Here is a 26,329-nt window from a genome sequence, read left to right on the forward strand (position 1 = left end):
ATGGAATTGGGCTTCACTACCGCCGTTTACGTTGTTGCGGCTGTTCTGTTCATCCTCTCGCTTGGTGGCCTGTCGGGTCAGGAAAGCGCGAAACGCGCCGTGTGGTACGGCATCGTCGGCATGGCGCTGGCGGTTGTTGCAACCCTGATCGGCCCCGGTGCCGGTCTGTGGTGGCTGTCGGTCATCCTGATCGCAGCGGGCGGCGTCATCGGCTACATGCTGGCATCAAAAGTCGAAATGACCCAGATGCCAGAACTGGTTGCCGGTATGCACGCGCTGGTCGGTCTTGCGGCTGTCTTCGTGGGCTTCAACGCGCATATCGAACTGGGCCGCGTCATCGCGATGAGCCCGGACGGCACGCTGCCTTTGCCGAAAGACCTGGCAGCAGGTCTTGATGGCTTTGCTGCACTTCTGGCCAAGAAGATCCCGGTTGAGGCCAGCATCCTGCGCGTCGAGCTGGTGCTTGGCGTCTGGATCGGTGCGGTAACCTTCACCGGTTCTGTCATCGCCTATGGCAAGCTGTCTGGCAAAGTGACCTCTGCGGCAACCAAGCTGCCGGGTGGCCACCTGCTGAACGCAGCGGCTGCTGCGATCTCGGTTCTGTGCCTGATCTGGTACCTGAACTCTGGCGGCGTCTTCCCGCTGCTGATCCTGACCATTGCCGCGCTGTTCATCGGCTATCACCTGATCATGGGTATCGGTGGCGCGGACATGCCTGTTGTTGTCTCGATGCTGAACTCGTACTCGGGTTGGGCCGCGGCGGCGATTGGCTTCTCGCTTGGCAACGATCTGCTGATCGTGGTCGGTGCGCTGGTCGGTTCTTCGGGTGCGATCCTGTCCTACATCATGTGTAAGGCGATGAACCGCTCGTTCGTCAGCGTTATCCTTGGTGGCTTTGGCGGTACCTCTGGTCCTGCAATGGAAGTCGAGGGTGAGCAGATCGCGATCGAGGCGGACGGCGTTGCACAGGCTCTGGAAGATGCCGACAGCATCATCATCATCCCTGGCTACGGTATGGCCGTTGCTCAGGCACAGCAGAACGTCGCGGAACTGACCCGACGCCTGCGTGCCAAAGGCAAGAACGTGCGCTTTGCGATCCACCCGGTTGCGGGTCGTCTGCCGGGCCACATGAACGTTCTGCTGGCAGAAGCCAAAGTGCCGTACGACATCGTGATGGAAATGGACGAGATCAACGACGACTTCCCGGAAACCGATGTTTCCATCGTCATCGGCTCGAACGACATCGTGAACCCGGCCGCACAAGAGGACCCGAACTCGCCGATCGCCGGCATGCCGGTTCTGGAGTGCTGGAAGTCGAAGCAGGTCTTCGTCTCCAAGCGGGGTCAGGGCACCGGCTATTCGGGCATCGAGAACCCGCTGTTCTACAAAGAGAACACGCGCATGTTCTACGGTGACGCGAAAGCATCGCTGGACAAGCTCCTCACCATGATCGAGTGAGCCAGTCACACATAACACACGAAAGCCCCGCCAAATTGGCGGGGCTTTTTGTTTCATGACCCGATTTAACCGTCTCTTGCAGTGCTGCCGGTCCGGTATGCAAATGTATTCCGCTAACCCAATGTTTTTACGTGGTAATTTTTCAAATCTTTGCTAAAAGGGGCGAATTCAACGAGCGGACCGACCATGGATAAACTGATCGACCACCCAAGCCGTTTCTCGACGCGGAACGAACTGCATGCCCGGCCATTTCCGGTGCAGGATTCCCCAGGGCGGGCGATCTGTCTTGCCTTGAAGCCTGCCGAGGAAACGCCCGAGGATGAACCGCTGAAGGCTCTGATCCGCCTGCTTGACCGCTATGGCGCGGTGCATCCGGTGCCCGACGCAAAACACTACAGCGGTGAGATTGGCCAGCACCGCCTGAAGTGGGAACGGCACACAGAGTTTGTCACCTATACCGTCTTCTTCGACGGGGCCGGTGCCCGGCCGTTTGACCCGGCCGATTTCGAGGTTTTCCCGGATGATTGGGTGGCAGGGCTTTATGCGACCCGGATCACATCGATGCAGATCCACATCGCGCCATATGACCTGTCGGGTGACGAAACGCCGCCAGAGCTTGATGAATGGTTCCAGTCTGAAAGCCTTGCCGTCTCGACCGTGCTGGACCAAAGCGCGCTGATCGCCAGCGATTTCCGGCTGAACGGAATTGGCAATGCCCGGTTTGCGGTTTTCACCAACCCGGATACAGGGGCACAGCGGGTAGGGCGCATCCTTCAGCGGATTTGCGAGATCGAGATCTATACGTCGATGGCAATGCTGGGCCTGTCCAAGGTCCGCCATCTTGCGCCACGCATGGCAGAACTTGAGGAACGGTTGACGGCGCTCGTCGCAGAACTGCCGCTGAAGGAGAACGACCCTGAGCGGTCGTTGGACAAGTTGCTTGTTATTTCCGCCGAGCTAGAGGCGATGCAGGCCGCCGCAGCATTTCGGTTCAGTGGCACGCGTGCCTATGAGGCGATCGTAAACCAGCGTGTCGAGGTCCTGCGCGAGGCGCGTATTGGCGGACGCCAAACCTTCACCGAATTCATGATGCGCCGCTTCGATCCGGCGATGCGCACCGTTGAATCGACCAGCAAGCGCTTGGCGAAAATGACAGCACGGGCAGGGCGCGCCGGTCAGTTGCTTAGCACACAGGTCGATGTGGCCCGGTCCAAGCAGAACCAGAAACTGCTGGAAAGCATGGACCGCCGGGCCGATCTTGCCCTGCGTCTGCAGCAAACCGTCGAAGGGCTGTCGGTCGTCGCGATCAGCTATTACGCAGTCTCGTTGGCGACCTACCTGCTGTATCCACTGGCAGAGGCTTTGGAAATTTCGAAGGGCATGCTGACGGCAGCGGTCACCTTGCCGGTGATCGGTCTGGTCTGGTGGTTGGTGCGACGGATCAAACATTCGATGCATTAGGGTTTCGCGCTTGACCTCTACTCGTGCTGTGCTCAGTTTAAGCCGGTACGAATTAGGACAGGCAATATGGCCCGCACGCTCAGCCCTCGCGAACTTCTTGAGAAACTGGTCTCTTTCCCGACCGTCAGTCGTGACAGCAATTTGCCGCTGGTGGATTGGTTGGAAGAGTACTTGCGGTCTCAGGGGGTCGCACCGGTTCGCATGGACAGTCCGTGCGGCAAGAAAGCAGCGCTTTATGCCCATGTAGGCCCCGAGATCGAAGGCGCGATTGTCCTATCGGGTCACACGGATGTTGTGCCTGTTGATGGTCAGCCTTGGAACACCGACCCGTTTGAAGTGGTCGAGAAAGACGGCAAGCTTTACGGGCGTGGAACCTGTGACATGAAGGGGTATGACGCGCTTGCGATCTGGGCGCTGGTCGAGGCGCATAAGATGGACCTAGAACGCCCTTTGCAATTGGCCCTATCTTATGACGAGGAACTGGGCTGCATCGGTGCCCCGGCTTTAATCGAGCATATGCTTAGCCATGGAATGCCGCGCGGCGCGACGGTTTTGGTGGGCGAGCCCTCGATGATGAAAGTGGTCACCGGCCACAAGGGGATGGGTGGTTTCTCTGTCCATATCCGCGGGCATGAGGTGCATTCCTCGCTGCTGCCCTATGGCGTATCCGCGACGATGGAGGCCGGTCGGCTGATCCAATGGGCGAACGAGCAGAACGAAGCGAACGCGGGCAAAGTGTCCGATCTGGCTGCGCCGTTTGACCCTCCATTCACGACGCTGCACATGGGGGTTGTGAACGGCGGCACCGCAAGCAATATCACCGCACTGGATTGCCGCTTTACCTTTGACTATCGCATCGTGCCCGGAGAGACGACCGCCCAGTGGGCAGACGCTTTCGTGGCAGAGGTCGATAAGATCCATGCACGTATCAGCGCGATCCAACCGGATGCCGGCGTGAATCTGGTGCCCAAGTTCGACATCCCCGCGCTGGTCCCGGAACAGAATGGCGAGGCCGAAGCCATCGCCCGCGCGCTTACGGGCGACAATGCCAACCATGTCGTCAGCTACGCAACCGAGGCGGGGCAGTTTCAAGAGGCCGGTTATTCGGCTGTTGTCTGCGGGCCTGGAAATATTGAACAGGCCCATCAGCCGAACGAGTATATCTCGATTGCGCAATTCGAGGCCGGACAGGCCTATATGCAGGCACTTCTCGCTACGTTACAGCGCCAAGGCTAACTGCTTTTACTGGCCATTTCCCGCCTCGCGCGGTAACTGGTTTTGAAACTTGAAAGACCGGCCATGACTGAAAACTCTGAATTCGCGCACGCATTGTCCTCGACCGAGGAGATCATCGAAGAAGCCCGTCAGGGCCGAATGGTGATCCTTGTCGACCATGAGGACCGCGAGAACGAGGGCGATCTGGTGATCCCCGCCGAGTTTGCAGATGCCGCTGCGATCAACTTCATGGCCACCCATGGGCGCGGGCTGATCTGTCTGCCGATGACCCGCCAACGCTGTGAGGCGCTGAAACTGCCGATGATGGCGGTCAGCAATTCCTCGCGCCATGAAACGCCTTTCACCGTGTCGATCGAAGCACGCGAAGGGGTCGATACTGGCATCTCTGCCGCTGACCGGGCGCTGACCATCTCGGTCGCGATTGACGAGACGATGACCAACGCCGATCTGGCGACGCCGGGCCACATCTTCCCGCTGAAAGCGCGGGACGGGGGCGTTCTGGTGCGCGCAGGCCATACCGAAGCGGCCGTTGACCTGTCGCGTCTGGCGGGCCTGAAACCTGCCGGGGTGATCTGTGAGATCATGAACGAAGACGGCACCATGGCGCGCTTACCGCAGCTGGTCGAATACGCGCAGAAACATGGGCTGAAGATCGGCACGATCTCGGACATGATCGCATATCGAAGCCGCCACGACCATCTGGTGAAAGAAACGCGCACGCAAACCGTCCAGTCCGCCCATGGCGGCGAATGGCAGATGCGCCTCTTCACAGAGGAGACCAGCGGGGTCGAGCATATCGTTCTGACCAAGGGCGATATCACCACGCCCGAGCCGGTTTTGATCCGCACCCATGCCCTGCGCGTGCTGGAAGACATTCTGGGCATCAATACCGAACACACGGGCGAACTTGGAGCGGCGATGGAAATCATCGCGGAAGAGGGGCGCGGCGCCGTCTGCCTGTTCCGCGAACCCCATGCCAAGATCGAGCCGCCCGAGGAAGAGGGCCCCAAGACCATCAAGCACACCGGACTGGGTGCTCAGATCCTGTCGGCCATGGGGCTGCATGATCTGGTTTTGTTGACCAACTCGCCCCAAACGAAATATCTGGGTCTGGATGCGTATGACTTGCGCATCGTCGGCACCCGCCCGATCGCAAAGGATTAACCCATGGCCGGAGCATCCCATTACACCCCGCCACGTCCTGAGTTCGACAAGCCCGTAAAGGTGCTGATCGTCGTGTCGCCCTATTACAAAGATATTGCCGACAACATGGTCGAAGGCGCCATCGCCGAGCTGGAAGCCGCAGGTGCTTGGCATGAGATCGTCGAAGTGCCCGGCGCGCTCGAGATCCCGGCAGCCATTGCAACCGCGCATCGCATGTCGAATTTCGACGGCTACGTGGCGCTTGGCTGCGTGATCCGGGGCGAAACGACTCACTATGACACGGTTTGCAATGACAGCTCCCGTGGCCTGACTTTGCTTGGTCTGCAGGGCGCGTGTCTGGGCAATGGCATCCTGACAGTTGAAAATCAGGAGCAAGCAGAGGTGCGTGCAGACCCTAAAGGGCAAAATAAAGGGGGCGGAGCGGCTGCTGCGGCCTTGCACCTGATCGCACTTTCGCGCAAATGGGGCGCCCAGACCAAAGGCGTTGGCTTCAAGCCCGCCGCGGAAGAGATCAAACTGGCCGGAGAGGCCGAAGGAACGCCCACCGCATGACCCGCGAAGACAAGCGCCAAAAGAAATCTGCCTCCCGGCTTTATGCCGTCCAGGCCCTGTTCCAGATGGAACATTCCGACCAGTCCTTCGAAACCGTTCGCAAGGAATTTGAGAACCATCGTTTTGGTGCGGAATATGACGGTGTGGAAATGGCCGAGGGCAACGTGGACCTGTTCCGTTCGATCCTTGAGAACGCCGTGAACTGGCAGGCAAAGATCGACCAGATGACCGACCGCGCACTGGTGGCCAAATGGCCCATCGACCGGATCGATCCCACCATTCGTGCGCTGTTCCGGGCGGCGGGTGCCGAACTGGTGGCGGCGGACACCCCGCCCAAAGTCGTCATCACTGAATTCGTTGATGTGGCCAAAGCCTTCTTCCCCGAAGGCCGCGAGCCCAAATTCGTGAACGCGGTTCTGGACCACATGGCGCGCGAAGCGCAGCCCGACGCGTTTTAATTCAGAGTCAGATCAGCCCAGACCGGAAGGTGATCCGAAGCGCGGCGCGCCTCGGGTGTTTCGCTGACCCCGGCGTCATACAGGCTAAAGGATCCGCAATGGCCGATCCGGTCCAATCCGGCAATCGGGCGCGAGGCGTGAAAACTGCGGCCGGGTGAATGCAGCGTAAAGCCTGTGCCCAAAGCCTCGAAACCGGCATTGGGGGACCATTCGTTCATGTCACCAGCAATGACAGTCGGCAGATCAGGTAGGGCCTCCAGTTCCTGCCGCAGATAATGCAGCTGTTGCGCACGATGCTTGCGCATCAACCCGAGATGGGTTGCGACGATGCGAATTGTTTGACCTCCAATCTCAACTTCAGCGATGCCGGCCCCCCGAGGCTCGAACCCCGGCAAATGCAGGCGATCAACCTTTTTAACGACTACGTCCGGGCTCGCCAGTACCGCGTTGCCGTGCCAGCCAACCGAGACATCGTTGGCGGCCAAGGGCAGCGGGCGCAGACCCGTACGATCTTCGATATGCTGAACCGGAATCGAAGAGGGGCGTGGCCCAAGCCGCTTGTCGGCCTCTTGCAGCACCACGATGTCGGACTGCAATCCGGCGATGACATTCAGTGTACGATCCGGCTTGCGTCGCAGGTCTAACCCGACGCATTTACGAATGTTGTAGCTGGCGACACGCAGTTTCATGTACCCCATATGGGGATCGTGAATGGCCAGCGTAAGTACCGCACATTGATACGAACTGCCGCAGGCGCTAGCCTTTTCCCATGAAAACCATGTCTCGGTACACAATACTGATCAAAGCCATCCGCCTGTTTCTGGTCGGAGAGCTGATCTTTTCGGGCATAAGTGGGCAATGGTCCGTGGCCTTTGTGTCGATCTGGACATTGCTGATTTCTTATGTCCCGACTGTCATCAGTCGCCGTTTGGGCGTGCAATTGCCCGTGCAATTGCTGGCGCTGATCACCTTGTTCATCTTCGCCACCTTGTTCTTAGGAGAGGTCTGGGACTTCTACGGGCGTTATTGGTGGTGGGATGTGGTTTTGCACGGCGGGTCAGCCATGGCCTTCGGCTTGATGGGCGTGGTCTTTGTCTTGCTGCTTTTCGAGGGCGACCGCTATGCCGCGCCGCCCTTTGCGATGTCCGTTCTGGCGTTCTGCGTGGCGATCAGCATCGGGGCGTCGTGGGAGGTGTTCGAGTTCCTCATGGATCAGATCTTTGGCCTGAACATGCAGAAGTCCGGGCTGATGGACACGATGTGGGACATGATCGTGGATATGATCGGGGCGTTCATCGGGGCGACGATCGGGTTCTTTTACCTCAAGGGACGCGAGCTTGGTGGCTCTGCGGGCATGATCAGAGAGTTTATCCGGCTGAACCGACAATTTTTCAGGCGACACCGCTAAGCTGCGACGGCAAGCCACCTTGGCGAAGCCTTTGACCGAGCTAAGATCGTTGTAGTTCCTGCTGAAAAGGAGACCGCAATGCCCAAGCTTATCCGCCTCTATATCCAACAAGTTCTGATCGGTTTCGGCCTGTCCGCCTTGTTCCTTGGAATGTTGCTGTTGCTAGATATTGGGGGCTTGCAGGGCCTCGTTCTGGGCTCATCTGCGGGGTATCTGGCCGGTGTGATGCTATTCATGGGCAACGGGATCATCTTCGCGGGTGCCCAGTTCGCCTTTAAAATCCTGATGATGGCCGAGCGTAGGGGCGGCCCCAAAGGTGGCAAACGCATTCCGCTGCGCTCTTATGCAACTGCACCGGTGTCTGTTGAGAAGTAAAAGTTGGCGGGCCCGCACGCAGCCGTCGAGGTAACTCATTCCCGAGGACCTGCTTACACAGGTGGGCGCCAGGTAACTGAACCAGGGTCCAGACAGAGCCAGCTCCCTCGGAATTTCTTAAGGCCACCGGAATCTGACCTCGGCACGAGAAGGGCAGCACCCGCCAGCGCCTTAGGTAGGGCGCAATGGCGGATGGTGCAAGGGTTATCGCGTCTCGGGGCTGGGCGCGTCGCCTGAAAGATGCGCTTTCAGGCTGGTCTCGAAGAAGTGCTGCCAGCCGCGGGTGCAGACCTCCAGGCATTCTAGGCTTTGGTTCAGGCCCGCGTGGGTCAGGGTAATGCTGCTGCCGTCTCCGGCGGGTTTGATTGTCCAGCGCAGCGATGTCCCCGTCCATTCGGTGGTGTCAGGGATACCTTCGATAATCATGTTGGCATCAAGACAGGGCCATCGCATCGTGTCCCCTACAGGTTCACCGCGATCAAACGTGGCATGCGAGTTGTTGAACCGCACCGTCGCGATGGGGCCATCCAGCTCGACGCGTTTGGTCCACCAGATATGCATTTCGTCGCAAATTGCGCGTTTGGCCGTTGCCGGACCGGCAGGCACGGTAATGGTCGCGGAATAGTCCACCTATCACTCCTCCGTGCAATTGCGCAGGCCGCCCAGAAACCCATGCCAGCCTTTGTCTAGCGCAAGGACAAGGCCGAAGCCTTCGGCATCTGTGGGCAGGCCGCTGTGGACCAAAGACAGACGGGTGCCGCCCGGGGCGTCGCTTAGGGTCCACTCTACGGTCGACATCACACCGTTGGCCGGACCGACGGTGAAAGACCAGCGCATGTAATCGTGCGGTACCATTTCCTCGACAGTGCCCCAGCACATGCGGTCGCCGTCTTTCTGGCTGCGCAGAGTGTAATCCTGACCCGGGGCCATATCGGCGTCCGCAGGGTGAAACCATTTGTTCAGCAAATCAGCTTTGGTGAGATAATCCCAAGCGTGCTGTTTAGAGACAGGCAGGAAAACGGATTTTCGAATGGTCGTGTCGGTCATTGGAGGTCCTTTTCAATAGCGTCTTTCAATGCGGACAGGCGGTCATCCCAGAACTGGTCAAAATGGCTGAGCCAGTCGAAGACAGGGGCAAATCCATCAGGGTTCAGGTGATTGATCCGCTCGCGCCCCCGGGCCTCGACCCGGATCAGATCGCCTGTTTCAAGGATGGTCAGGTGTTTCTTCACCGCCGCGCGTGTCATGTCGAAATGGGTCGAGACCTCTGCGATGGTCATATCGTCTTGGCTGAGCAGCTTCAGGATCTCGCGCCGGGTTGGGTCGGCGAGGGCTTTGAAGCTGTCTTGAACTTGTGGGGTCATATGGCCACCTTTCGCGATACCAATCAGTATCATTTAAATATGAAACCTTATGGTATTATGTCAACAGGTTTTGCCGCTTGCGTTTTGTTCACGTATTGTTCATGTTTGGGGGATGGATGACCTTCTTCAACCTGGACAACTTCTGGCCCGTGGAGTCTGCCGCCACCTACGCTCGCATGACTTTGTCTGTGTTGAGGAACTGGTGCCGACCTCTGGCCTGCGCGTGGACGTGATGGCGCTTGGCCCGAAGGGGGAGGTCTGGGTGATCGAATGCAAATCCAGTCGTGCTGACTACATGTCCGATAGTAAGTGGCAGGGCTATCTGGAGTGGTGTGATCGGTTCTTCTGGGCCGTGGATTCAGAGTTCCCGGTAGAGCTTTTGCCAGATGACACCGGTCTGATCCTGGCCGACCCCTATGACGCCGAAATCCAGCGCATGGGGCCAGAGGGTAAGCTTGCGCCAGCGCGTCGCAAGGTCATGACGATGAAATTCGCCCGGCATGCGGCAACACGCCTGCAGTCGCTGCGTGACCCGAAGCTAACCGGCCTGATCTGAACCTTCGAACACCCGCCGCGCCAGCAAAACGCGGGACGCAGCCGTGACAAAGCACAGGCTTCCGAAAATCCAGCTGAGCAGGGGGAAGAGGTCTGGCCAGACACATAGCGCGACGAAAAACGCTATGGTTTCCGTGCCTTCCAGAAGACCCCCGGTGAAGTACAGCGATTTGATCCCGCGCGCCTGGGTGACCATCTTGGCCTTTTCAGCAAGGATTGCGTAGCCAAGGAAGCTTGCTCCGTTGGTGTAGAAGCTGGCCAATAGAAAGGCCCCTGCGGCCCCGTTCACGGACGGATCCATCCAAACGAACCCCATCGGAATCGCGCCGTAAAAGATGAAATCGCAGGTGATATCCAGATAGCCGCCAAAGTCGGTCTTCTGCGTGGCACGGGCGACAGCGCCATCTAGCCCATCGGCTATTCGGCTTAGGGCGAGGGGCAGCAAGGCAAGCAAAGGCGCGCCCAACGCGATAATTCCGGCAGCCAGCAATCCAAAGGCCAAGCCGATCAGCGTGACTGTATCAGCGGTGATTCCCCGCCGCGCCGCGATTTGACCCAACCGGTTTAGCGGTGGGTCGATCAGTTTGCGCATGGCAGCGTCTAGCATGGTGGGCTCCTATCGGTCCGCTCATCTTTGCGAAAAGATGGGCGCACGCAAGCGGGCTCACGCAAATGTTTGAAACTGCAAAGAAAGAGATGGTACCACCTCCCCGGCTCGAACGGGGGACCTCCTGATCCACAATCAGGCGCTCTAACCAACTGAGCTAAGGCGGCACTGGGGGGTGATTTACGCCCGCCGCGCGGGGAATGCAAGTCCTTGTCGGGGAAATTTGGTCATCAGTTTATTGCATTTCCAGAAGCCCGAATGACGCCATGGACTTGCGCCAAGCGCCTGAAAACGTTAGCCGGGGTGAAGATCAAAAGGAATGACGTGATGAGCATCAACAAGGAAAGCGAAATCGCCGCCAACCTGCAAATCGGCCCGACCGACATGGGCATGGTGCGAATCTATATCGAAGCCGAGGGTATCGACCTGCCGATGGATTTTGATCCGGAAGAGGCAGAAGAGATTGCCGAGGAAATCCGGGCCGCTGCCAACCGTGCACGGTCGATGAAAAAGTAGGGCCTATTCAGTCGTAACCTGAATTTCCTGCCGCAGGGTTTCGCCGGTTTCATCATAGATGAAAATGCGGTTGTCGTCGGTGACAACTGCGATCCAATCGGTGCTGCGTGTAAAGGCCGTGGCGGTCGTGCCTTGGGGCAGGGTGATCGTATCGGGCAGGGACATCGTTACGGGCCGTTGCAAGCGCATCACAAGCAGGGCGATAATCAGCGCAACGCCCGCAATCATTATGACGGTCAGAACCGTCACCAGAATACGCAAAAACCTGAGGTTCGCCGGTTCCTCGACCTCGATCGGAGCATTGTCCATGTCAGCCATCCGCAGCCTCTCTGTCGTAATCGCGGAAAACCCGCCACCCCGTCTTGATAAGGCTTTGGCGCGGGACGTGCCAGAGGAAGAAGGCCTGTCGCGGTCGCGTTTGGCGAAACTGATTGCCGAAGGCGGTGTTGCGCGGGCAGGGGAGGTGCTGGACAACCCACGGACCAAAGTCGCCGAAGGGGATGTGCTGGAGCTGACCTTTACCGAAGCCCAAGACGTTGAAACACGTCCTGAGGACATTCCGCTGGACGTGGTTTTCGAAGACGACGCCCTGATCGTCATTAACAAACCGGTGGGCATGGTGGTTCACCCCGCGCCGGGGAGCCCGGGCGGCACACTCGTAAACGCATTGCTGCACCATTGCGGCGACAGCTTGTCCGGCATTGGCGGCGAAAAGCGCCCTGGCATCGTGCACCGGATCGACAAGGACACCAGCGGCCTACTGGTCGTGGCCAAAAGCGACAAGGCGCATGTTGGTCTGGCTGCGCAGTTTGAAAAGCACACGGTGGAACGGCACTATAGAGCGGCGGTTTATGGCGCCCCAGACGCGGGTGACCCGCGCCTTCGGGGCCTGCGAGGCGTCAGTTTCGACGGCAGCAATATTCTTAAAATCACCACGCAGCTGGCCCGGCACAAACATGACCGCCAGAAACAGGCTGTTCTGTTTCAGGGTGGGCGCCACGCAGTCACCCGCGCACGGATCGAAGAGGCTTTTGGGACACCCCCGGTTGCCTCGTTGGTCGATTGCTGGCTGGAAACTGGCCGGACCCATCAAATTCGTGTGCACATGGCTTATGCTGGGTTTGGCTTGATCGGGGACCAGACCTATGGCGGGAAGCGAAAAGTTTCAGAAAAGGCGCTTTCGCCGGATGCGCTGAATGCCATCCGAAACTTCCCAAGGCAGGCTTTGCATGCTGCAACTTTGGGCTTTATCCACCCTATAACAAAAGAAAAAATGTCTTTTGAGGCGCCTTTGCCTGACGATATGTCACAGCTTATTTCGACTTTGCGACACTGAAACATTCCGCACATCGGTGTGACGTCATCTTCTCGTGATTGGTGAGAAAGCATAGATGCGTTCATAGTGTTGACAGGTTCGCGACGGAAATCTTGAACAGATACGTTAAGTACCTAGATGCAATTGGTATCGCAAACAGAGGGACCCATATGAGTAACTATGCAAATCTTCCTGCCCCCAGCCCCGAACAGGGTCTGAACCGCTATATGCAGGAGATCCGCAAGTTCCCCCTGCTGGAGCCTGAAGAGGAATACATGCTGGCAAAAGCCTGGGTGGAACGTGAGGATTCGGAAGCGGCGCACAAGATGGTAACATCTCACCTGCGTCTGGCGGCCAAGATCGCCATGGGCTATCGCGGTTATGGATTGCCCCAAGCCGAAGTGATCTCCGAAGCGAACGTGGGCCTGATGCAGGCCGTGAAGCGGTTTGACCCTGAAAAGGGCTTCCGTCTGGCGACCTATGCCATGTGGTGGATCCGCGCCTCGATTCAGGAATATATCCTGCGCTCGTGGTCGCTGGTGAAGCTGGGTACGACCTCGGCTCAGAAAAAACTGTTCTTCAACCTGCGCAAGGCCAAGGCGCGTATCGGCGCGTTGGAAGATGGTGATCTGCGTCCGGAGCACGTTGAAAAGATCGCGAATGATCTGAACGTGTCCGAGCAAGAAGTCATCAATATGAACCGCCGTCTGTCGGGTGGTGATGCCTCGTTGAACGCGACCATCGGGTCGGACGAGGACGGCGCCAGCCAGTGGCAGGATTGGCTTGAAGATGAAGACGCCAACCAGGCCGAGGCCTATGCCGAGAAGGACGAGTTGGAAACCCGTCGTGAATTACTGGCCGACGCTATGGAAGTGCTGAACGACCGCGAGAAGGATATCCTTCTGAAGCGACGTCTGCAGGACCAGCCTCTGACGCTGGAAGAACTGTCGGGTGAATACGGCGTCAGCCGCGAGCGGATTCGCCAGATCGAGGTTCGGGCGTTCGAGAAGCTACAGAAACGCATGCAGAACCTTGCCCGCGAAAAAGGCATGCTTGCAACGGTTTGATCCGATACGATTAATGGAAACGCCCGCCAGACGCGGGCGTTTTTTGTTTTAGGCGACAGGCGGGGGGACAGACACTTGCGACAACGCGACCTGCTACTGACGGTGTCGTTAAGCTTGCTTGCGGTTCTGGTTTTGCCCTTTGTGCTGCGCGCGTTTTTCTTTGGCTATAGTGGATTAAGCCAAGATCTGAGCACAGAGACATACCTGTTTACCGCCGGTGCGCCGTTTTCTAATGGGGCGATATTTATCCATATGGTTTCAGGCGCTTTGCTGACAGTGCTGGCGCCACTTCAGTTGTTGCTCGGGCTGCGTCGCTTATGGCCAAAGGTTCACCGTGTGGCAGGCTATCTGATCTTCGGTCTCGCGATTTTGACTGGCTTCGCGGGCCTTACGTTTATCTTTCTACGAGGAACGATTGGCGGAACGATAATGGACGTTGGCTTCGCCCTCTACGGCGTTTGCCTGCTGGTTTGTGCCTTTCAAACTGTGCGCTATGCTCGGAAAGGTTCATTCGAAATTCATCGCCAATGGGCGCTGCGTACCTTCGTGCTTGCTGTCGGATCGTGGCTCTACCGGGTGCATTACACGGTTTGGTATATTTTGACTGGTGGAGTTTGGAGCCTGCCGGACTTTTCGGGCACCTTTGACAGGGTTCAGGTGTTCGCTTTCTACCTTCCTTACCTTCTTCTTCTTGAGGTGTGGTTCAGGACGCAAAGACGCAGATCTGCGCTTGAATGTTGACGCTAACAGTCGATGCGTTAACCTAAGGGCAACTCAGGAGGATACCGATGACTGATCCGGTCCGTTGGGGCGTTTTGGGCGCTTCGAAATTTGCACTTCAACAGATGGCTCCAGCGATCCACGCCGCGCGCGGGGCAGAGTTTGCAGCGATTGCGACCTCTTCCGCTGACAAGGCAAAGCCGTTTCAGGACTTTTGTCCGGCTTTGCAGGTCTACGAAAGTTACGACGCGTTGTTGTCTGACCCGACCATCGACGCGGTCTACATTCCATTGCCCAACCATCTCCATGTCGAATGGACCAAGCGCGCCGCCGAGGCGGGCAAGCACGTCTTGTGTGAGAAACCGATTGCGATGGCCGCCGACGACATCGACGAGTTGATCGCCCTGCGCGACCGGACAGGTCTGCTGCTGACCGAGGCCTATATGATCGTCCACCACCCCCAATGGCAGCGCGCCCGTCAAATGGTAGCGGACGGTGCGATTGGCAAGTTGCTGCATGTGGATGCGGTGTTCTCTTATGACAACAGCGCCGACACAGCCAACATCCGCAATCACCCCGAAACCGGCGGTGGCGCTTTGCCGGATATCGGCGTCTACACCATCGGCTCGACGCGCTACGTGACCGGGCAAGAACCGAAAGTCGTCAGTGCCAACATCACATGGGAAAATGAGGTTGATGTGATATCTCGTGTCGCGGCCCAGTTTCAGGGCTTCAGCTACACCTGTGTGGTGTCCATGCGTATGTTCCCGCGGCAAGAGATCACGTTCCACGGCGACGGGGGCGTGCTGAAGGTGACCGCGCCTTTCAATCCCAATGTTTATAGTCAGGCAGAATTGCACCTGCACCAGCCCGAACTATCGGAGCGGGTAGAGCGGTTCCCGGGCGTGAACCACTATGTCCTGCAGGTCGAGAACTTCTGTAACACCGTGCGCACCGGGGCCGAATACCCGTGGTCTTTGGAAGATGCCAAGGGGACACAAGCGGTCATTGACCGGGCTTTTGCCTCTGCTCGGCCCTGACCACGGCGCTTGCGCTGCATCAAAGTGTGACAAGGTTCTTTGTGGCACTCTTCCTGCATATTTTGCAGGAGGGCACCATGAAAGTTGTTCAGACACTTGTTGTTGTCGCAAATGAGAAAGAAGCTCGTTTCCTAGTGAACAGCGGGGTTGGTAAGGGGTTGGTTCAGACCGACCATCTGACCGGGGCGGAACAGCCGGGCTATGCTGACACTCCGGGGCGTTCTCAGGCGACAGGCGGCGGCGCGCGGCACGGTTTCGATCGCAGCACCGACGAACGCACCCAACGGCGGGATCATTTTGTCGATGAAATCTTGGACAAAACCAAGGAAATCTGGGCCAAAAACGGATATGATCGTTTGATCCTATCAGCTCCGTCAAAGACATTAGGGGCGTTGCGTGGCAAGCTTGATGGGCCATTGGCAGAAGCGTTGACCGCTGAACTAAGCAAAGATCTTGTTCCGATTCCTTTATCTGAACTTTCAGATCACTTTGCGACAGTCGCTGCGTTTTAATTACAAAAAAGGAATTGGATTATGACCGAGACAGAAGAACAGCCAAACCCGGATTCCCCTGAAGAGATCCTTTCAGAAGATACGCTGGAAGAGGAAGCGAAAAAGCCTTGGATACGTGGGCTGTGGATGTTGATCCTTGCCGCCTTGTTCGCCTTGGCAGAGGCGGTCTTGTTTGTCTGCGCCATTCTTCAGTTCGGTTGGTATGTCTTTGGAAAAGGACCGAACAAAAACATCGCGGATCTTGGCGAAAGAATTGGGCAGTGGCTGCGCGCCACCGCCCGTTATCAAACCGGGGCCACCGAAGATCGTCCATGGCCTTGGTCAGAGGCGGAATAGAGGTTAGTCCTCCATCGCTTCCAATTCATCGATGAGGCCAGAGATCATGCTGAGGCCCTTATCCCAGAATGCGGGATCGCTGGCGTCCAGACCAAAGGGCGCCAGCAGTTCCTTGTGGTGCTTCGATCCACCGGCTTTCAGCATGTCGAAATACTTCTTCTGGAACTCGGGATCACCCTCTTCATACACAGCATACAGCGCGTTCACGAGCCCATCGCCGAAGGCATAGGCATAGACATAGAACGGCGAATGCACGAAGTGCGGGATGTAGGACCAGAAGGTCTCGTACCCTTCCATGAAGGTGAAGACCGGGCCTAAGCTTTCGGCCTGAACCGACATCCACAGGGCGTTGATGTCTTCCGGCGTCAACTCGCCCTCGGCGCGGGCGGCGTGCAGTTTGCATTCAAAGTCATAGAACGCGATCTGGCGGACGACCGTGTTGATCATGTCCTCGACCTTCTGGGCCAGAAGGGCCTTTTTCTGGTCCTTGGTTTCGGCTGCGGCCAGCATCTTGCGGAAGGTCAGCATCTCACCAAAGACAGAGGCGGTTTCAGCCAGTGTCAGCGGAGTCGAAGCCAGCAATTCACCTTGTTCGGCGGCGAGAACCTGATGCACACCGTGGCCCAGCTCATGTGCCAGGGTCATCACGTCGCGCGGTTTGCCGAGGTAGTTCAGCATGACATAGGGGTGCACTGTGGTGACGGTCGGGTGTGCGAAAGCGCCGGGGGCTTTACCCGGTTTCACGCCCGCGTCGATCCAGCCTTTGGTGAAGAAAGGCTCAGCGATATTGGCCATTTCGGGGTCGAAATCGGCATAGGCTTCCATCACCAGTTTCTGGGCGGCGTCCCAGTCGACGGTGCGATCATCGGTTTCGGGCAGGGGGGCGTTGCGGTCCCAGACCTCCATCTGGTCCAGCCCCAGCCACTTGGCCTTCAGCGCATAGTAGCGGTGCGAAAGCTTGGGGTAGGCGTTGACCACCGCGTTGCGCAGGGCCTCGACGACCTCTGGTTCGACGTGGTTGGCCAGATGGCGGCCGGTCTGCGGGGTGGGCATGGATCGCCACTTGTCCTCGACCTGCTTTTCCTTGGCCAGCGTGTTGTGAACACGCGAGAAGAGTTTGACGTTCTCACCAAAAACCCGGGCCAGTTCGCGCGCGCCTTTTTCGCGGGTGGCGCGGTCGCTGTCGGTCAGCAGGTTGAGAGTGGCCTCGATGCCCTGTTTCTCACCGTCGATGGTGAACTCCAGTCCGGCGATGGTTTCGTCGAACAGTTTGTTCCACGCGGCAGAGCCGACAACGGATTGGTCGTGCAGGAACTGTTCCAGCTCGTCTGACAGCTGGTGCGGGCGCATGGCGCGCAGGCGGTCAAAGATGGGCTTATAGCGGTTCAGCTCGGCGTTTTCTGCGAACAGCCCGTCCAGTTGTTCGTCCGGGATGCGGTTGATTTCCAGCGTGTAGAAGACCAGCGGCGTTGTGAAGGTCGTAATCTGGTCCTGACAGTCGGACAGGAATTTGGCCCGCTCACCGTCAGTGGTGTTCTGATAATAACGCAGCCCTGCAAAGGACATGATGCGTCCGCCGACCACGTCGATCTGTTCGTACCGCTGCACACATTCCAGCAGGCCCGCAGCGTCGAGATCGGCCAGTTTGCCCTGATAATCCGCTGCGAAGTCCGCGCAGGCCTTTTCCAGCCATTCCATATCTGACGCCAATTCGGGGGCGTCTTGGTCTGCGTAAAGATCGGTCAGGTCCCAATCTGGCAGGTTGCCAAGCGCGTCGCCTCCGGCGATGGCGGTGTCAAAGACGGGTTTTGGGGCGGAAAATGTCATGCGGACCTCTTGTTCTAGCTTGGGAAACAGATAGGCATCCGCCCCCGTCGGGCGCAAGGGGTCTAGGCCGCGTTTCGGCCCTTGGCGTGGTCTTTAAAGAATTGCGCAGTCCGGTCATAGAACTCCGTACGCAGATCCGATGTTTCCATCATGACCTCATGGCGACACTTGGGAAGCAGGTAAAGATCGCCGTTCCGCCATTTGCGCATCTGGATCGCGATCGCCTGTTTCGAGACGATAGTCTCAGCCTCGCCAACAAAAGTAATCGCCGGCACTTTGGGGGCTGGTTTCGCTGCCAGTACGCTGCATTCCAGCAGCGCCGTCGAGAGCCACCGAAGACTTGGGCCACCAAGGGTCAACTCTGGCCGCGCCGTCGCCTGAGCCGTCATGTATTCCCACATTTGCAGGTCATGGGTCAGGTTATTGTCCTCGAACGGATCGTTCAGCACATAGGTCACGTCGCCGGAAGTGGTTGGCGCGTACATGTGCCCCTTACCGAAGTTCGTCGCCATGGACGAAAAGACTTGGGCGAAAGGCCGTGCAAAGGGTCCGAACTGGATATCCCACATGGGGCCGCTGAAACTGGCCGCCGCAACCGGCAGGCCCTCGTGCAGCGCGCGCAGACCGATGCATCCGCCCATAGAGTGACCCAAAAGATAGTACGGCTTTGGCAGGGCCAAATTGTCCGCCGCACGTAGCACAACCTCGACGTCTTTCTGGTAATCCGTCAGGTGGTCAACATGACCAACCATCGGGTCATCCAAAAGCCGGTCCGCCAGCCCCTGACCGCGCCAGTCAACCGACAGAACGGCAAAGCCGCGCGCGTTAAAATCTTGTGCCGCGCGACCATATTTCTCAACATATTCGGTGCGGCCCGGGAACAGAAAGATGGTGCCTTCTGTTCCTTCAGGCCACACGCCGATCCGCAGCCGCACACCGTCAGGAGCGGTTAACCAATAGCCGGCGCCACCATTGGGGCCTTCGGCAAGCTCGTTATACAGCGGCGCAGAATCCATACTTTAGCTCAGAACGCTGCCCAGCTTCATTGCCATGCCCATGTCACCGTCAACAGACAGTTTTCCACCCATGAACGCAGCGGTTGGGTTCAAGTCACCCTCAAGGATCGACTGGAAGGTCTCGGCATCGGCGGTCAGGGTCACGTCAGTCTCGTCATCAGAGGCGCGAACACCATCTGCATCCACAACGATGGCGCCTTCGCCTTCAATGACAAATTTCGCGCTTCCGTCGAAGCCGCCTTCGATCTTGCCGCTTAGCGCTTCGACCGCTGCCGTAATCACATCGCTCATGTCTTTCCTCCGAAATGTGAAGACAGGAAACTCGCTTTTCCCTGCCAATGAGTTACACTTTGTACTGATATGATCTGTCAACGCCCGTTTCTCAAATATGCCGTTGCGGCACTTCTGTTTCTTTCGCCCTGCCACCTTTCTGCGCAGGAAGAAAAAACGCGTCTTGATGAACTGTTTGAGCAGCTTTTGATTGACGATCTGCCCAATTGGGAAATTGTCCAGGAAGAGATTATGCTGGAATGGTCTCGGTCGGGGTCGCCGACAATGGATTTGCTTCTGAGCCGGGGGCGCGATGCGTTAGAAGCCGGGAATACCGAACTGGCCATTGAGCATCTGACGGCCCTCACCGATCATGCCCCCGATTTTGCAGAGGGTTTTAACGCGCGCGCTATAGCCTATTTCCACGCGGGGCTTTACGGGCCGGCCATCGCCGATATCCGCCAAGTCCTGATACTGAACCCGCGTCATTTTGGGGCGCTGATGGGGCTTGGGACTATCTATGAGCAGTCGGGTTATGAAAAGCTTGCCTATGACGCCTATGTCGCAGCGCGGGCTATACATCCCCACGACCCGGACCTAAAACAAGCCGTGGAACGGCTAGAGCCCTTCGTCACGGGCACGCAGCTTTAATACAGGCATCGGGAATTCACGAACATGGCAACGCCATCCCGCATAACAGCGGTGCTGGGCCCGACTAATACGGGCAAAACGCATTATGCGATCGAGCGGATGCTGGCCTATCGCACCGGCGTGATTGGTCTGCCTCTGCGCCTGCTTGCGCGAGAGGTCTATGACAAGATCGTCGCCATCCGGGGCCCGTCTGTCGTAGCGCTCGTAACCGGGGAAGAGCGGATCATCCCCGACCGCACCCAGTACTGGGTCTGCACGGTCGAGGCGATGCCGACCGATATTGGCGCAGATTTCCTTGCCATCGATGAAATCCAGCTGTGTGCTGACCCCGAGCGCGGTCATGTCTTCACCGACCGCCTGCTGCGGGCCCGCGGGTTGCACGAGACGCTGTTTCTGGGGTCCGACACGATGCGTGGGGCGATTGCCGCACTGGAACCCCAAGCGCAATTCATGCGCCGCGAAAGGTTTTCGGAACTGATCCACGCAGGATCAAAGAAGATCAGCCGTATGCCCGCGCGGTCGGCGATCGTCGGGTTCTCGGTCGATAATGTCTATGCGATTGCCGAGTTGATCCGCCGCCAAAAGGGCGGTTGTGCCGTGGTGATGGGCGCGCTAAGCCCGCGAACCCGCAACGCACAGGTGGCCATGTACCAGAACGGCGAGGTCGACTATCTGGTCGCCACCGACGCCATCGGTATGGGGTTGAACCTTGATATCAAGCACGTCGCGTTCTCGGGCCTTCGCAAATTCGACGGGCGCAAGATGCGACAGCTGGCGCCCAATGAATTGGCCCAGATTGCAGGCCGGGCAGGGCGGCACACCTCGAATGGTTCTTTTGGCGTCACGGGTGAGGCCCCTCCGATTGATGAAGACGTAGCCGATGCGATCATCAATCACCGCTTCACGCCTTTGAAAAAGCTGCAATGGCGTAATGCTGATCTGGAATTCGGCACGGCTGAGCGGCTGATTGCTTCGCTGGAGGCCAGCACTCAGAACGAGTGGCTGACAAAGGGCCGCCCGGCGGATGATCTGAACGCGCTTAAAACTTTGACCAGTCAGCCAGAGGTCCGGGATCGGTTGCGCAGCGCTCCCGATGTACGCCTGCTGTGGGAAGCGTGCCGAATCCCCGATTTCCAAGGAGTCAGTGCGGCGGAACACGCCAGCCTTGTCGGGCGAATCTTTGAATTTTTGCAGGAATACCGGCGGGTTCCTGACGATTGGTTGGCCCGTCAAGTTAAGCGGCTGGACAAGACCCAAGGCGATATCGACGCACTGTCTAAACGGTTGGCGTTTATCCGCACCTGGACATATGTCGCGCAGCGTAAAGGGTGGGTTGATGATGAAAAGCATTGGCGCGAGGCGACTCGCGCTGTAGAAGACCGCCTGTCGGATGCATTGCATAATGCGCTGACCCAAAGATTTGTTGATCGGCGCACATCAGTTTTGCTGCGCCGATTGAAGCAGAAGGAGGGCCTTGTGGCCGAGGTGAACGATAAAGGTGAAGTGACGGTTGAGGGCGAATTCGTCGGCCGTCTGGAAGGGTTCCGCTTTCAGCAGGACGCAAGCGCAACCCCCGAAGAAGCCAAAACGCTGCGTCAGGCAAGCCTTGCTGCGCTGGCGCCAGAGTTCCACCTGCGTGCGGACCGCTTCTATAACGCCCCCGACACAGAATTGGATTTCACCGAACAGGGTGGCCTGATGTGGGGCGAGCACGCCGTTGGCAAATTGATCGCCGGCGACGATGTGCTTAAGCCACAGGTTCAGGCCTTCGTGGATGACGAAGCCGGAACCGATGTGGCCGAAAAGGTTACACGCCGCCTGCAGCACTTCATCGACCGCAAGGTTGCGACCCTTTTCGAACCTCTGCTGAACGTACAGCGCGACGAGACCTTGACCGGTCTGGCCCGTGGCTTTGGCTTCCGCATCGTCGAAGCGCTGGGTGTAATCCCGCGCGATCAGGTTGCTTCTGAAGTGAAAGAGCTGGATCAGGACGCGCGCGGCATGCTCCGCAAGCACGGTATCCGCTTTGGCCAGTTCACCATCTTCATGCCTTTGCTGCTGAAGCCCGCCCCGACGCGTCTGCGTTTGGTGCTTTGGTCGCTGGCGCAGAAGCTGGACGAATTCCCTGAAAGCCCGCCCCCGGGCCTGGTCACCATTCCTACAATCGACGGTGTTTCGCGTCAGGTCTTCACGCTGGCTGGCTACCGCAGCGCGGGCGAGCGTGCGATCCGTATCGACATGCTGGAACGTCTGGCCGATCTGCTGCGCGCCCAAGACAGCCGCGGTGGTTTTGAGGCCAACCCGGACATGTTGTCGATCACCGGTATGACGCTGGAACAGTTCGCCAACCTGATGGAAGGTCTGGGTTATAGGGCCGAGAAGGGCGAACGCGAGAAAGTTAAAGCTGCGCCGACCGAAGCCCCGGCTGAAGAGACTGATGCACCTGCTGAAGAAGCCGCTGCTGAAGAAGCTTCGACCACCGAAGCGTCTGCTGAACCTGCCGAAGACACCGGCCCAGAGATGGAGGTCTTCTATACCTTCACATGGGCGCCGCGTCGTCAGGGCGGGGGACGTCCGCGTCAGGATCGTGGCGATCGCCCGCAGGGCAAAGGCAAGGGCAAGCCCAAGGGCAAAGGTCCGCGCGGTCAGAAGGGCGGCGCAAAATCCTTCCAGGCGCGCCCTCCGAAAAAGGACAAGCCGATCGATCCGGACAACCCCTTTGCCGCGGCTCTGATGGGGCTGAAGGACAAGGGCTGATTTGGCCGAAACGCCAGATTACATCCGGCTGGACAAGTGGCTGTGGCAGGCGCGGTTCTTCAAGACTCGCAGCCTGTCCGCCGAACGTGTGACCAAAGGCAAGGTTCGCCTGAATGGCACCAAGACCCTGAAACCCGGACAACGGGTGCGTGTCACTGATGTCCTGACTTTTCCACAAGGTAATGAAATTCGGGTCGTCCGCGTACTGTCGTTGGGCGACCGTCGCGGCCCGGCTTCCGAGGCGCAACAGCTTTACGTGGACGTTGATCCTGCGAGCGGGGATTGAGTAGAACAGCGTCACCGACATCGTTGGTGCCTTACATTCTGTGATCTTTTTTGGACTGGTGTGTCTTGAATGATCCGCAGGGCTGGTCTAGCTAGTCGGGCATCTTCCGAAATGGGGTTGGAAACATGACCTATATCGTCAACGACAACTGTATCGCCTGCAAATACACCGACTGCGTCGAAGTCTGTCCGGTGGATTGCTTCTATGAAGGCGAGAACATGCTGGTCATCCATCCCGATGAATGCATCGACTGCGGCGTCTGCGAACCAGAGTGTCCCGCGGATGCGATCCGCCCGGATACCGAGCCGGACATGGAAAAATGGGTCGAATTCAATCGCAAGTATTCGGAAATGTGGCCGGTTATCATCACCAAGAAAGACCCGCTTCCCGAAGCTGAAGAGCGTGATGGCGAAAGCGGCAAGCTAGAGAAATACTTCTCTGAAACACCAGGTGAGGGCGGCTGAACCTGATTCGATGTATCGCGGCATAAACCCCGCGATGAACACCGGTTCGAGCCAGATTCTTCCAATAAAAATAAGGGTTACGCTAGGGTTCCGCAGTGCGGCGCTTTGAAAACCTGCATTTTTTTGTTATATTGGCTGAACCAATATGAAAATTACCCTGTCACCGCCTGCGGGATCGCGCCCGAGCGGCGGTTTTTTTTGGCTTTGATGGGACCTACAGCTGAATGTCACGCATTCGGCCCGGTCTTTTCGTCGCCAACAGGGTGGGCTGCAAGGAAGTGCTGAATGAGCAAAAAGAAACTGGAATTCCGCCCGAACGATTACGTCGTTTATCCCGCACATGGTGTGGGCCAGATCGTATCGATCGAAGAGCAGGAAATCGCCGGCATCGAGCTGGAGTTGTTTGTCATCTCATTTGAGAAAGACAAGATGACCCTGCGCGTGCCGACCAACAAGGCAACCGACGTGGGCATGCGCTCTTTGTCGTCGCCGGACGTTGTGGATCAGGCGATGACCACTCTGAAAGGCAAAGCCAAAGTAAAGCGGGCCATGTGGTCGCGCCGTGCTCAGGAATATGAGCAGAAAATCAATTCGGGTGACCTGATCGCCATCGCCGAGGTCGTTCGCGACCTGCACCGTGCCGATGACCAGCGCGAACAGTCTTATTCCGAACGTCAGCTGTACGAAGCAGCCTTGGAACGCCTGACCCGTGAAGTCGCGGCTGTCGGCGGTCTGGACGAAGGTGGCGCTCAGAAGAAGGTGGACGACGTCCTGCTGTCGCGCGCAGCCTGATCCATCTTAGAAGTTTAACTGGTAAAAGCCGCGAGGGGATCCTTCGCGGCTTTTGCTATTCCGCCGGCTTCTTTTGCGGTTCCAACACCAGCGGTTCGTCATCTTGGGATGTTGTCTCGGCGCTGTCGCTAGGCTCGACCTCGTCATCGTCCTGTGGTGGCAACAATGGATGGAATTTGTCATCGTCGGCCGCGACTACGGTTTCCATTTCTTTGTTCAGCTCTTGCGCGCGTTTCAGGTACTCGGGATTGTCGGTCAAAGACACGCCGGGCTTCCAAAGCGCTGCCAATTCTCGAAGGCTGTAGCGGTCGTATTTGTAGAAGGCGACTTCGCGTTCATGGGCTTCGAATTGTGACAGGCCCATGTTCTCTAGAACGTAACGACCTGCGCGAAGGCTGCTGTCGAACATTTCGCGCACGATGTCGTTGGCGCCAGCGCGGTACAATTCGTACACATGCACGCGGTCGGCCGCGCGGGCCACGATATGCAAATCGGGACGTTCCCGGCGTGCCAGTTTAACCAGTCGGATTGCGGCCTCTTTGTCATCCAAAGCGACGACCAGAACGCGGGCATTGGACAGTCCCGCGGCGTGCAGAAGCTCTGGCCGGGTGGGATCGCCGAAGAAACCTTTGAACCCAAAACGCCGGATGGTTTCGATCATTTGCAGGTCGTGGTCCAGAACGGTCGCGCGAATCCCCGACATCTGAAGCATCCGGTTGACCACCTGTCCGAACCGCCCGATCCCGGCGATGATGACCGGACCAGTCTCGTCAATCGGGTCGTCTTCGACGGTGGTTTCGGTGTCCTTAAACCGGCGCGACAGGAAATCGTTGATAATGAAAGCCAGCGGGGTCAGCAGCATCGACAGCGCGATGATCAACAGCAGGCGCTGGCCCAGGGCCACCGTCAGAACATTCGTCTGCAGGGAAAAGCTGATCAGAACAAAGCCGAATTCCCCAGCCTGCGCCAAGGAGAGGGTGAACAACCAGCGACTTCGCCGTTTCAGCCCGAAGACGAAGGTCAGGGCCAACAGGATCAGCCCTTTCACGGCCATAAGCCCCAAGGCCAAGGCGATTAGGGTCACCGGGTCCGCAAACAGCAGTTTGAAATTGATGCCCGCACCCACCGTCATGAAAAAGAGGCCAAGCAGCAGGCCTTTGAAGGGCTCGATACTGCTTTCCAATTCGTGCCGGAATTCCGAGTTCGCAAGAACCACACCGGCAAGGAACGTGCCAAGCGCGGGTGAGACGCCAACGGCGATCATCAGCATCGCGATCCCCGTTACAAGGAACAGGGCGAAGGCGGTGAACATCTCGCGCAGGTGGGTGGCGTGAACCAGTCGGAAGAGCGGGCGGGTCAGGAAATGACCGCCCAGGATGGTGACTGCGACAGCCGCGATTGTTGCGGCGGTGACACCCCAGGCGGGAAGGCCTTCGACCAATGACAGGCCGTGGGCCGCGCCATGCGCCTTGTCATGGACCTGAACGGACCCGTCAGGGCCAAGTCGGGCGGTCTTGGGCAGGGCCAAAAGCGGGATCAGCGCCAGCATCGGGATAACCGCGATATCCTGCGTTAGCAGAACGGCAAAGCTGTTGCGCCCACCTTTTGTGGTCATCAATCCCTTTTCGTTGAGCGTCTGCAACACGATCGCGGTTGATGACAGGGCAAGGATCATTCCAACCGCCAGCGCGGTCTGCCAAACCAGACCAAAGGCCATGGCAGCCCCCATAACGGCTCCCATGGTCAGGACGATTTGCAGGCCACCAAGGCCAAGCAACCGGTGGCGCATCTCCCACAAAGTTTTCGGATCCAGTTCCAGACCAATCAGGAACAGCATCATGACCACGCCGAACTCGGCGAAATGCTGTAAATCCAGCGTTTCAGAACCGACAAACCCAAGGATTGGGCCAATCAGGATGCCTGCTGCGATATACCCAAGCACAGATCCAAGCCGCAGGCGTACGGCCAGCGGAACCGCAATTACGGCGGCTGTAAGGTAAATCATGGCCTGCAGAAGAATTCCGTCCATCAATCCAATTCCGACGCGAAGGGCCAGTGTGACCTTCGCGAAAAGTCACCAAGTTTCCAATTTATGAAACCAGTCTAAGAGGTTTTCTGCAGG

General features: G+C 58.0%; 31 protein-coding genes and 1 tRNA gene. 21 read left to right on the plus strand and 11 right to left on the minus strand.

The window, feature by feature from the left end; genetic code table 11:
• The 6 genes from CLM58_RS10185 to nusB all read left to right on the plus strand — a co-directional run bounded on the left by CLM58_RS10185 (nucleotide 1) and on the right by nusB (nucleotide 6,329).
• Nucleotides 1-1,458, plus strand: coding sequence for an NAD(P)(+) transhydrogenase (Re/Si-specific) subunit beta (locus CLM58_RS10185; RefSeq protein ID WP_095595829.1), 1,458 nt, complete (start codon nucleotides 1-3; stop codon nucleotides 1,456-1,458).
• Nucleotides 1,459-1,644: 186 nt separating this feature from the next.
• Entirely contained in the window at nucleotides 1,645-2,919 is a 1,275-nt protein-coding gene (locus CLM58_RS10190; RefSeq protein WP_095595830.1) for a DUF3422 family protein, read from the plus strand.
• Between the two features lie 66 nt (nucleotides 2,920-2,985).
• A complete protein-coding gene (gene argE, locus CLM58_RS10195; RefSeq protein ID WP_095595831.1) occupies nucleotides 2,986-4,155 on the plus strand; it encodes an acetylornithine deacetylase in 1,170 nt (389 codons plus the stop codon).
• A 63-nt stretch (nucleotides 4,156-4,218) separates the two neighbouring features.
• Entirely contained in the window at nucleotides 4,219-5,319 is a 1,101-nt protein-coding gene (ribB, locus tag CLM58_RS10200; protein ID WP_095595832.1) for a 3,4-dihydroxy-2-butanone-4-phosphate synthase, read from the plus strand.
• A 3-nt stretch (nucleotides 5,320-5,322) separates the two neighbouring features.
• Entirely contained in the window at nucleotides 5,323-5,871 is a 549-nt protein-coding gene (locus CLM58_RS10205) for a 6,7-dimethyl-8-ribityllumazine synthase (RefSeq protein ID WP_095595833.1), read from the plus strand.
• Nucleotides 5,868-6,329 carry a transcription antitermination factor NusB gene (nusB, locus tag CLM58_RS10210; protein ID WP_095595834.1) on the plus strand — a complete coding sequence of 154 codons (462 nt, stop codon included), beginning with the start codon at nucleotides 5,868-5,870 and terminating at the stop codon, nucleotides 6,327-6,329. Before CLM58_RS10205 ends, nusB begins: the two co-directional genes overlap by 4 nt.
• Here nusB and CLM58_RS10215 read toward each other — a convergent pair.
• On the minus strand, nucleotides 6,326-7,018 hold the full coding sequence (locus CLM58_RS10215; RefSeq protein ID WP_233133073.1) for an endonuclease/exonuclease/phosphatase family protein: 693 nt from the start codon (nucleotides 7,016-7,018) through the stop codon (nucleotides 6,326-6,328). The genes nusB and CLM58_RS10215 overlap by 4 nt on opposite strands.
• 80 nt (nucleotides 7,019-7,098) lie before the next feature.
• Between CLM58_RS10215 and CLM58_RS10220 the strand changes: the two genes are divergently transcribed.
• Together CLM58_RS10220 and CLM58_RS10225 are read left to right on the plus strand one after the other, a co-directional pair.
• Nucleotides 7,099-7,737 carry a hypothetical protein gene (locus CLM58_RS10220; RefSeq protein WP_229666121.1) on the plus strand — a complete coding sequence of 213 codons (639 nt, stop codon included), beginning with the start codon at nucleotides 7,099-7,101 and terminating at the stop codon, nucleotides 7,735-7,737.
• Nucleotides 7,738-7,815: 78 nt separating this feature from the next.
• Complete coding sequence (locus tag CLM58_RS10225) at nucleotides 7,816-8,112, plus strand: hypothetical protein (RefSeq protein WP_095595836.1); 297 nt, start codon at nucleotides 7,816-7,818, stop codon at nucleotides 8,110-8,112.
• A gap of 204 nt (nucleotides 8,113-8,316) precedes the next feature.
• Here the strand turns inward: CLM58_RS10225 and CLM58_RS10230 are convergent, their stop codons facing one another.
• The 3 genes from CLM58_RS10230 to CLM58_RS10240 are packed head-to-tail and all read right to left on the minus strand — an operon-like array spanning nucleotide 8,317 to nucleotide 9,476.
• Nucleotides 8,317-8,742: an SRPBCC family protein gene (locus CLM58_RS10230; protein ID WP_095595837.1), complete on the minus strand. Its 426-nt coding sequence runs from the start codon at nucleotides 8,740-8,742 to the stop codon at nucleotides 8,317-8,319.
• A gap of 3 nt (nucleotides 8,743-8,745) precedes the next feature.
• A complete protein-coding gene (locus tag CLM58_RS10235; RefSeq protein WP_095595838.1) occupies nucleotides 8,746-9,159 on the minus strand; it encodes an SRPBCC family protein in 414 nt (137 codons plus the stop codon).
• Nucleotides 9,156-9,476 carry an ArsR/SmtB family transcription factor gene (locus CLM58_RS10240; RefSeq protein ID WP_095597057.1) on the minus strand — a complete coding sequence of 107 codons (321 nt, stop codon included), beginning with the start codon at nucleotides 9,474-9,476 and terminating at the stop codon, nucleotides 9,156-9,158. The genes CLM58_RS10235 and CLM58_RS10240 overlap by 4 nt, the downstream gene beginning before the upstream one ends.
• A 112-nt stretch (nucleotides 9,477-9,588) precedes the next feature.
• On the opposite strand from CLM58_RS10240, the gene CLM58_RS10245 reads away from it, so the two are divergent.
• A complete protein-coding gene (locus CLM58_RS10245; RefSeq protein WP_095595839.1) occupies nucleotides 9,589-10,032 on the plus strand; it encodes an MmcB family DNA repair protein in 444 nt (147 codons plus the stop codon).
• Here the strand turns inward: CLM58_RS10245 and CLM58_RS10250 are convergent.
• Nucleotides 10,015-10,638: a CDP-alcohol phosphatidyltransferase family protein gene (locus CLM58_RS10250; RefSeq protein ID WP_095595840.1), complete on the minus strand. Its 624-nt coding sequence runs from the start codon at nucleotides 10,636-10,638 to the stop codon at nucleotides 10,015-10,017. The genes CLM58_RS10245 and CLM58_RS10250 overlap by 18 nt on opposite strands.
• 90 nt (nucleotides 10,639-10,728) lie before the next feature.
• Nucleotides 10,729-10,805 (minus strand) — tRNA-His (locus CLM58_RS10255).
• Nucleotides 10,806-10,965: 160 nt separating this feature from the next.
• Here CLM58_RS10255 and CLM58_RS10260 point away from each other — a divergent pair.
• A complete protein-coding gene (locus CLM58_RS10260; RefSeq protein WP_095597058.1) occupies nucleotides 10,966-11,154 on the plus strand; it encodes a DUF6324 family protein in 189 nt (62 codons plus the stop codon).
• 3 nt (nucleotides 11,155-11,157) lie between these two features.
• Here CLM58_RS10260 and CLM58_RS10265 read toward each other — a convergent pair whose 3' ends face one another.
• The gene (locus CLM58_RS10265) at nucleotides 11,158-11,472 is read right to left on the minus strand and encodes a DUF6476 family protein (RefSeq protein WP_308422204.1); all 315 of its coding nucleotides are present in this window, start codon (nucleotides 11,470-11,472) and stop codon (nucleotides 11,158-11,160) included.
• Here CLM58_RS10265 and CLM58_RS10270 point away from each other — a divergent pair.
• The 6 genes from CLM58_RS10270 to CLM58_RS10295 all read left to right on the plus strand — a co-directional run bounded on the left by CLM58_RS10270 (nucleotide 11,462) and on the right by CLM58_RS10295 (nucleotide 16,144).
• Entirely contained in the window at nucleotides 11,462-12,490 is a 1,029-nt protein-coding gene (locus tag CLM58_RS10270; protein ID WP_095595842.1) for an RluA family pseudouridine synthase, read from the plus strand. The genes CLM58_RS10265 and CLM58_RS10270 overlap by 11 nt on opposite strands.
• 149 nt (nucleotides 12,491-12,639) lie before the next feature.
• A complete protein-coding gene (gene rpoH / locus CLM58_RS10275; protein ID WP_095595843.1) occupies nucleotides 12,640-13,536 on the plus strand; it encodes an RNA polymerase sigma factor RpoH in 897 nt (298 codons plus the stop codon).
• Nucleotides 13,537-13,611: 75 nt separating this feature from the next.
• Nucleotides 13,612-14,277, plus strand: coding sequence for a DUF2306 domain-containing protein (locus CLM58_RS10280; protein ID WP_095595844.1), 666 nt, complete (start codon nucleotides 13,612-13,614; stop codon nucleotides 14,275-14,277).
• A gap of 47 nt (nucleotides 14,278-14,324) precedes the next feature.
• On the plus strand, nucleotides 14,325-15,296 hold the full coding sequence (locus tag CLM58_RS10285; RefSeq protein ID WP_095595845.1) for a Gfo/Idh/MocA family protein: 972 nt from the start codon (nucleotides 14,325-14,327) through the stop codon (nucleotides 15,294-15,296).
• A 77-nt stretch (nucleotides 15,297-15,373) separates the two neighbouring features.
• Nucleotides 15,374-15,808, plus strand: a complete 435-nt coding sequence (locus CLM58_RS10290; protein WP_095595846.1) for a baeRF12 domain-containing protein — start codon at nucleotides 15,374-15,376, stop codon at nucleotides 15,806-15,808.
• Between the two features lie 21 nt (nucleotides 15,809-15,829).
• Entirely contained in the window at nucleotides 15,830-16,144 is a 315-nt protein-coding gene (locus CLM58_RS10295; RefSeq protein ID WP_095595847.1) for a DUF4389 domain-containing protein, read from the plus strand.
• Between the two features lie 3 nt (nucleotides 16,145-16,147).
• Here the strand turns inward: CLM58_RS10295 and CLM58_RS10300 are convergent, their stop codons facing one another.
• The 3 genes from CLM58_RS10300 to CLM58_RS10310 form a co-directional block, all read right to left on the minus strand.
• Nucleotides 16,148-17,971: a M3 family oligoendopeptidase gene (locus CLM58_RS10300; protein WP_095595848.1), complete on the minus strand. Its 1,824-nt coding sequence runs from the start codon at nucleotides 17,969-17,971 to the stop codon at nucleotides 16,148-16,150.
• A gap of 62 nt (nucleotides 17,972-18,033) precedes the next feature.
• A complete protein-coding gene (locus tag CLM58_RS10305; protein WP_095595849.1) occupies nucleotides 18,034-18,987 on the minus strand; it encodes an alpha/beta hydrolase in 954 nt (317 codons plus the stop codon).
• Between the two features lie 3 nt (nucleotides 18,988-18,990).
• A complete protein-coding gene (locus CLM58_RS10310) occupies nucleotides 18,991-19,278 on the minus strand; it encodes an SCP2 sterol-binding domain-containing protein (RefSeq protein ID WP_095595850.1) in 288 nt (95 codons plus the stop codon).
• 69 nt (nucleotides 19,279-19,347) lie between these two features.
• Between CLM58_RS10310 and CLM58_RS10315 the strand changes: the two genes are divergently transcribed.
• The 5 genes from CLM58_RS10315 (at nucleotide 19,348) to CLM58_RS10335 (ending at nucleotide 24,207) form a co-directional block, all read left to right on the plus strand.
• Complete coding sequence (locus CLM58_RS10315) at nucleotides 19,348-19,908, plus strand: tetratricopeptide repeat protein (RefSeq protein WP_143226555.1); 561 nt, start codon at nucleotides 19,348-19,350, stop codon at nucleotides 19,906-19,908.
• A 24-nt stretch (nucleotides 19,909-19,932) separates the two neighbouring features.
• Nucleotides 19,933-22,665 (plus strand): helicase-related protein, encoded by a 2,733-nt coding sequence (locus CLM58_RS10320; RefSeq protein ID WP_095595851.1) that lies wholly within the window; start codon nucleotides 19,933-19,935, stop codon nucleotides 22,663-22,665.
• Nucleotide 22,666: 1 nt separating this feature from the next.
• On the plus strand, nucleotides 22,667-22,951 hold the full coding sequence (locus CLM58_RS10325; RefSeq protein WP_095595852.1) for an RNA-binding S4 domain-containing protein: 285 nt from the start codon (nucleotides 22,667-22,669) through the stop codon (nucleotides 22,949-22,951).
• A 125-nt stretch (nucleotides 22,952-23,076) separates the two neighbouring features.
• On the plus strand, nucleotides 23,077-23,415 hold the full coding sequence (gene fdxA, locus CLM58_RS10330; RefSeq protein WP_095595853.1) for a ferredoxin FdxA: 339 nt from the start codon (nucleotides 23,077-23,079) through the stop codon (nucleotides 23,413-23,415).
• Between the two features lie 285 nt (nucleotides 23,416-23,700).
• Nucleotides 23,701-24,207 (plus strand): CarD family transcriptional regulator, encoded by a 507-nt coding sequence (locus CLM58_RS10335; protein WP_095595854.1) that lies wholly within the window; start codon nucleotides 23,701-23,703, stop codon nucleotides 24,205-24,207.
• Nucleotides 24,208-24,262: 55 nt separating this feature from the next.
• On the opposite strand, the gene CLM58_RS10340 is transcribed toward CLM58_RS10335, so the two are convergent.
• A complete protein-coding gene (locus CLM58_RS10340) occupies nucleotides 24,263-26,236 on the minus strand; it encodes a monovalent cation:proton antiporter-2 (CPA2) family protein (RefSeq protein ID WP_095595855.1) in 1,974 nt (657 codons plus the stop codon).
• Nucleotides 26,237-26,329: the final 93 nt, after the last annotated feature.

The sequence above is a fragment of the Actibacterium pelagium genome (assembly GCF_002285415.1).
In the GTDB taxonomy this organism is placed as follows: Bacteria; Pseudomonadota; Alphaproteobacteria; order Rhodobacterales; family Rhodobacteraceae; genus Actibacterium_B; species Actibacterium_B pelagium.

What these genes read in the sequence shown, in the direction of transcription:
- CLM58_RS10185 (WP_095595829.1), top strand. Translation starts at nt 1, where the DNA reads ATGGAATTGGGCTTCACTACCGCCGTTTACGTTGTTGCGGCTGTTCTG.
- CLM58_RS10190 (WP_095595830.1), top strand. Translation starts at nt 1,645, where the DNA reads ATGGATAAACTGATCGACCACCCAAGCCGTTTCTCGACGCGGAACGAA.
- argE (WP_095595831.1), top strand. Translation starts at nt 2,986, where the DNA reads ATGGCCCGCACGCTCAGCCCTCGCGAACTTCTTGAGAAACTGGTCTCT.
- ribB (WP_095595832.1), top strand. Translation starts at nt 4,219, where the DNA reads ATGACTGAAAACTCTGAATTCGCGCACGCATTGTCCTCGACCGAGGAG.
- CLM58_RS10205 (WP_095595833.1), top strand. Translation starts at nt 5,323, where the DNA reads ATGGCCGGAGCATCCCATTACACCCCGCCACGTCCTGAGTTCGACAAG.
- nusB (WP_095595834.1), top strand. Translation starts at nt 5,868, where the DNA reads ATGACCCGCGAAGACAAGCGCCAAAAGAAATCTGCCTCCCGGCTTTAT.
- CLM58_RS10215 (WP_233133073.1), bottom strand. Translation starts at nt 7,018, where the DNA reads ATGAAACTGCGTGTCGCCAGCTACAACATTCGTAAATGCGTCGGGTTA.
- CLM58_RS10220 (WP_229666121.1), top strand. Translation starts at nt 7,099, where the DNA reads ATGAAAACCATGTCTCGGTACACAATACTGATCAAAGCCATCCGCCTG.
- CLM58_RS10225 (WP_095595836.1), top strand. Translation starts at nt 7,816, where the DNA reads ATGCCCAAGCTTATCCGCCTCTATATCCAACAAGTTCTGATCGGTTTC.
- CLM58_RS10235 (WP_095595838.1), bottom strand. Translation starts at nt 9,159, where the DNA reads ATGACCGACACGACCATTCGAAAATCCGTTTTCCTGCCTGTCTCTAAA.
- CLM58_RS10240 (WP_095597057.1), bottom strand. Translation starts at nt 9,476, where the DNA reads ATGACCCCACAAGTTCAAGACAGCTTCAAAGCCCTCGCCGACCCAACC.
- CLM58_RS10245 (WP_095595839.1), top strand. Translation starts at nt 9,589, where the DNA reads ATGGATGACCTTCTTCAACCTGGACAACTTCTGGCCCGTGGAGTCTGC.
- CLM58_RS10250 (WP_095595840.1), bottom strand. Translation starts at nt 10,638, where the DNA reads ATGCTAGACGCTGCCATGCGCAAACTGATCGACCCACCGCTAAACCGG.
- CLM58_RS10260 (WP_095597058.1), top strand. Translation starts at nt 10,966, where the DNA reads ATGAGCATCAACAAGGAAAGCGAAATCGCCGCCAACCTGCAAATCGGC.
- CLM58_RS10270 (WP_095595842.1), top strand. Translation starts at nt 11,462, where the DNA reads ATGTCAGCCATCCGCAGCCTCTCTGTCGTAATCGCGGAAAACCCGCCA.
- CLM58_RS10265 (WP_308422204.1), bottom strand. Translation starts at nt 11,472, where the DNA reads ATGGCTGACATGGACAATGCTCCGATCGAGGTCGAGGAACCGGCGAAC.
- rpoH (WP_095595843.1), top strand. Translation starts at nt 12,640, where the DNA reads ATGAGTAACTATGCAAATCTTCCTGCCCCCAGCCCCGAACAGGGTCTG.
- CLM58_RS10285 (WP_095595845.1), top strand. Translation starts at nt 14,325, where the DNA reads ATGACTGATCCGGTCCGTTGGGGCGTTTTGGGCGCTTCGAAATTTGCA.
- CLM58_RS10290 (WP_095595846.1), top strand. Translation starts at nt 15,374, where the DNA reads ATGAAAGTTGTTCAGACACTTGTTGTTGTCGCAAATGAGAAAGAAGCT.
- CLM58_RS10295 (WP_095595847.1), top strand. Translation starts at nt 15,830, where the DNA reads ATGACCGAGACAGAAGAACAGCCAAACCCGGATTCCCCTGAAGAGATC.
- CLM58_RS10300 (WP_095595848.1), bottom strand. Translation starts at nt 17,971, where the DNA reads ATGACATTTTCCGCCCCAAAACCCGTCTTTGACACCGCCATCGCCGGA.
- CLM58_RS10305 (WP_095595849.1), bottom strand. Translation starts at nt 18,987, where the DNA reads ATGGATTCTGCGCCGCTGTATAACGAGCTTGCCGAAGGCCCCAATGGT.
- CLM58_RS10310 (WP_095595850.1), bottom strand. Translation starts at nt 19,278, where the DNA reads ATGAGCGATGTGATTACGGCAGCGGTCGAAGCGCTAAGCGGCAAGATC.
- CLM58_RS10315 (WP_143226555.1), top strand. Translation starts at nt 19,348, where the DNA reads ATGATCTGTCAACGCCCGTTTCTCAAATATGCCGTTGCGGCACTTCTG.
- CLM58_RS10320 (WP_095595851.1), top strand. Translation starts at nt 19,933, where the DNA reads ATGGCAACGCCATCCCGCATAACAGCGGTGCTGGGCCCGACTAATACG.
- fdxA (WP_095595853.1), top strand. Translation starts at nt 23,077, where the DNA reads ATGACCTATATCGTCAACGACAACTGTATCGCCTGCAAATACACCGAC.
- CLM58_RS10335 (WP_095595854.1), top strand. Translation starts at nt 23,701, where the DNA reads ATGAGCAAAAAGAAACTGGAATTCCGCCCGAACGATTACGTCGTTTAT.
- CLM58_RS10340 (WP_095595855.1), bottom strand. Translation starts at nt 26,236, where the DNA reads ATGGACGGAATTCTTCTGCAGGCCATGATTTACCTTACAGCCGCCGTA.